Raw genomic sequence first — 3,714 nt, 5'->3', positions numbered from 1 at the left:
CGGCCAGCACGCCGCCGACGGGACCGGCCCCCTCTTCCGGATCGGGCGCCCAGTCCAGCCCGTAGTCGCGCCCGGCCGTCAGCACCACGCTCGCCCCCGCCGCCCGGGCCAGGGCCGCGACGCGGTCGATGGCGCGCAGGCCGTCCCAGTCCAGCAAGGCCTTGTCGCGCCCCATCCGGACCGAGCCGCCGCCGCAGAGAATGATGGCGCCAAACGCAGTCATGACGCCCTCCTTACGCCCGCCCGGAGACCGCTACCAAGGCCGCGCTTCCCCCTGGCGCGAGAAACGGTCTAGACTCGCCCAAAAGGGACGGACTTCTCAGTCATGAACGAACGCACCGAGCGCACGCGGCGCCGCAGCAGCCAGAGCGCCACGATCCGCGACGTCGCCGCGCGGGCCGGGGTGTCGCCCATGACCGTCTCGCGGGTCATCAACCGCGAATCCACCGTCAAGGAAGAGACCCGGGCCCTGGTCGAGGCGGCCATCGCCGAGCTCAACTACGCCCCCAACCCGGCCGCCCGCAGCCTGGCCGGCAGCGCCCCGTTCCGCATCGGCCTGCTCTACGACAACCCCTCGACCGGCTATCTGTCGGAGTTCCTGGTCGGGGCGCTGGACGAGAGCAGCCGCACCGGCTCGCAGATCGTCATCGAGAAGTGCGCCGAGCCCGAACTGGCCGGCGCCACCCTGGCCCGCCTGCTGAAGACCGGCGTCGATGGCCTGATCCTGCCCCCGCCCCTGTGCGAGTCCCAGACCGTGCTTGCCGAGGTGAAGGCCGCCGGCGCGGCCGCCGTGGCCGTCGCCCCCGGCATGGCCAGCAGCGACATGGCCACCATCCGCATCGACAACGAGGCCGCCGCCTTCGAACTGACCCAGCACCTGCTGAGTCTCGGCCACAAGCGCTTCGGCTTCATCAAGGGCCACCCCAACCAGACGGTCAGCCAGCAGCGGATGGACGGCTTCATGACCGCTCTCAAGGCGGCGGGGATTCCTCAAGAGGACGTCCGCATCGAGCAGGGCTACTTCACCTATCGCTCGGGCCTGGAGGCGGCCGAGCGGCTGCTGAACGTCAAGGATCGACCGACCGCGATCTTCGCCGCCAACGACGACATGGCCGCCGCCACCGCGGGCCTGGCGCACCGCCTGGGCCTGGACGTGCCCGGCGACGTCTCGATCGTCGGCTTCGACGACACCTCGATCGCCGCCAACATCTGGCCGGCCCTGACCACCGTCCACCAGCCCATCGCCGCCATGGCCCGCGCCGCCGTCGACCTGGTGCTGGAAGAAATCCGCCGCCACCGGGATGGAACCGGCGAGCCGAGGCAGCTGATGCATCCGCATACGCTGATCGTGCGGGACTCGGCGGGGCCTGCGCCGGTTTAAATCCCCTCTCCCAGAGGGAGAGGGAGGGGCCCAGGCGATAGCCTGGGAGGGTGAGGGGTTACGCGGCCGGCCGCATATCCCCTCACGCGTAAACCTTCCGACGTCTTACCCCCTCACCCTCCCACGCCTTCGGCGCGGGCCCCTCCCTCTCCGCATGGGAGAGGTGTCCGTACCAGTTGTCAGACAACTCCCTTGCGCCCCTCCACATGTTAGCGCTAACAAGTCGGGGAGTTACGAAGCGTAGCGGGCGTTCGCAAAGATCCGCTCGCGCGACAGGGAGAAAACGCGGTGGGCGTGACGCAATACCTTCCCGAGGACTGGCGGGAAGCGACCCTTCTGGGCCGCATCGATTTCGGCCAGGGCCCGACCCCCGTCCTGATCCGCGGCGGCCACGTCGAGGACGTCAGCAAGATCGCCCCCACCGTCGCCGACCTGATGAACGCCTACGCCCCCGGCGACGCGATCCCGCGCGGCGAGGACAAGGGCCCGCTGGAAAAGCTCGACCTGCGCCCGGTCTGGGACGACCGTGAAGGCAACGCCGCCGCCAAGCTGCTGGCCCCCGTCGACCTGCAATGCCTGAAGGCCGCCGGCGTCACCTTCGCCGTCTCGACCCTGGAGCGGGTGATCGAGGAGCGCGCCCGCGGCGACGCCGCCGCCGCCCTGAAGATCCGCGAGCAGCTGTCGCAGAGCATGGGCGGCGACCTGCGCAGCGTGAACCCGGGGTCCGAAGGCGCCGAGCGCCTGAAGCAGACCCTGATCAAGGACGGCCTGTGGTCGCAGTACCTCGAGGTCGCCATCGGCCCCGACGCCGAGATCTTCACCAAGGGCCCGACGCTGTCGTCGATGGGCTGGGGCGACCAGGTCGGCGTCCGCAGCGACAGCCACTGGAACAACCCCGAGCCGGAAGTCGTGCTGCTGTGCGACGGGTCGGGCGAGATCCGCGGCGCGTCGCTGGGCAACGACGTCAACCTGCGCGACTTCGAGGGCCGCTCGGCCCTGCTGCTCAGCAAGGCCAAGGACAACAACGCCTCCTGCTCAATCGGTCCGTTCTTCCGCCTGTTCGACGCCTCGTTCAGCCTGGACGACGTGCGCAGCGCCGAGGTCGAACTGAAGATCACCGGCCGCGACAACTTCGTGCTCGACGGCAAGTCGAACATGAGCCTGATCAGCCGCGACCCGGCCGTGCTGGCGAGCCAGGCCTACAGCCGGCAGCACCAGTATCCGGACGGCTTCGCCCTGTTCCTGGGCACCATGTTCGCCCCGATCCAGGACCGCGACACCGCCGGCCAGGGCTTCACCCATAAGGTCGGCGACCGCGTCCGCGTCTCGACCCCCAAGCTCGGCGTGCTCGAGAACGAAGTGACCACCTGCGACCAGGCCAGGCCCTGGACCTTCGGCATCTCGGCCCTGATCCGCAATTTGGCCGGCCGCGGCCTGCTGTGACCCTCGTTTCCTCTTTCCAGGCGTAAGCGCATGTCCTCTGCCATCTATCCCAGCCTCCAGGGCAAGCGCGTCGTCATCACCGGCGGCGGCTCCGGCATCGGCGCGGGCATCACCACCGCCTTCGCCCGCCAAGGGGCAGAAGTGATCTTCGTCGACATCGCCGTCGAGGATTCGCAGGCCCTGGTCGCCGAGCTGTCGGACGCGGCCGTCAAGCCGGTGTTCCAGAAGGTCGACCTGACCGACCTGGAGGCCGTGAAGGCCTTCTTCGCCGAAATCGGTCCCATCGACGTGCTGGTCAACAACGCCGGCAACGACGACCGTCACAGCCTGGCCGACGTGACCCCGGCCTACTGGGACAACCGCATGAACGTGAACCTGCGTCACATGCTGTTCTGCGCCCAGGCCGCGGCCCCGGGCATGAAGGAACGCGGCGGCGGCGCGATCATCAATTTCGGCTCGATCAGCTGGCACCTGGGGCTGGAGGACCTCGTCCTCTACGAAACCGCCAAGGCCGGCATCGAGGGCATGACCCGCGCCCTGGCCCGCGAACTGGGTCCCGACGACATCCGCGTCACCTGCGTGGTGCCGGGCAACGTCAAGACCAAGCGCCAGGAGAAGTGGTACACCCCGGAAGGCGAGGCCGAGATCGTCAAGGCCCAGGCCGTCAAGGGCCGCATCCTGCCGGCCAACGTCGCCTCGCTGGTGCTGTTCCTGGCCTCGGACGACGGCAGCCTGTGCACGGGCCACGAATACTGGATCGACGCCGGCTGGCGTTGACGTGAACCACTCCCTTCCCCCTCGATGGGGGAAGGGTCGGGGATGGGGGTGACGCGGCGGTTCAGCCGCCACCATCGTAGGTCACCCCCACCCAACCCTCCCCCATCAAGGGG

4 protein-coding genes are annotated in these 3,714 nt (G+C 69.2%); 3 read left to right on the top strand and 1 reads right to left on the bottom strand.

What is annotated here, in order from left to right:
* On the bottom strand, positions 1–223 hold a 223-nt coding region (locus DMC18_RS21835), incomplete at its 3' end, for a molybdenum cofactor guanylyltransferase (protein WP_158285961.1).
* A 102-nt stretch (positions 224–325) separates the two neighbouring features.
* Between DMC18_RS21835 and DMC18_RS21830 the strand changes: the two genes are divergently transcribed.
* The 3 genes from DMC18_RS21830 (at position 326) to xylB (ending at position 3,601) form a co-directional block, all read left to right on the top strand.
* On the top strand, positions 326–1,381 hold the full coding sequence (locus DMC18_RS21830) for a LacI family DNA-binding transcriptional regulator (RefSeq protein ID WP_110119310.1): 1,056 nt from the start codon (positions 326–328) through the stop codon (positions 1,379–1,381).
* A gap of 288 nt (positions 1,382–1,669) precedes the next feature.
* Positions 1,670–2,824 (top strand): fumarylacetoacetate hydrolase family protein, encoded by a 1,155-nt coding sequence (locus DMC18_RS21825; RefSeq protein WP_110119309.1) that lies wholly within the window; start codon positions 1,670–1,672, stop codon positions 2,822–2,824.
* 30 nt (positions 2,825–2,854) lie between these two features.
* Complete coding sequence (gene xylB / locus DMC18_RS21820) at positions 2,855–3,601, top strand: D-xylose 1-dehydrogenase (protein WP_110119308.1); 747 nt, start codon at positions 2,855–2,857, stop codon at positions 3,599–3,601.
* The last annotated feature ends 113 nt before the right edge of the window (positions 3,602–3,714 follow it).

Source organism: Caulobacter sp. D5 (assembly GCF_003185805.1).
Classification (GTDB): Bacteria; Pseudomonadota; Alphaproteobacteria; order Caulobacterales; family Caulobacteraceae; genus Caulobacter.
Note: the sequence above shows the minus strand (reverse complement) of the source record. Positions and strands in the feature narration are given on the sequence as shown.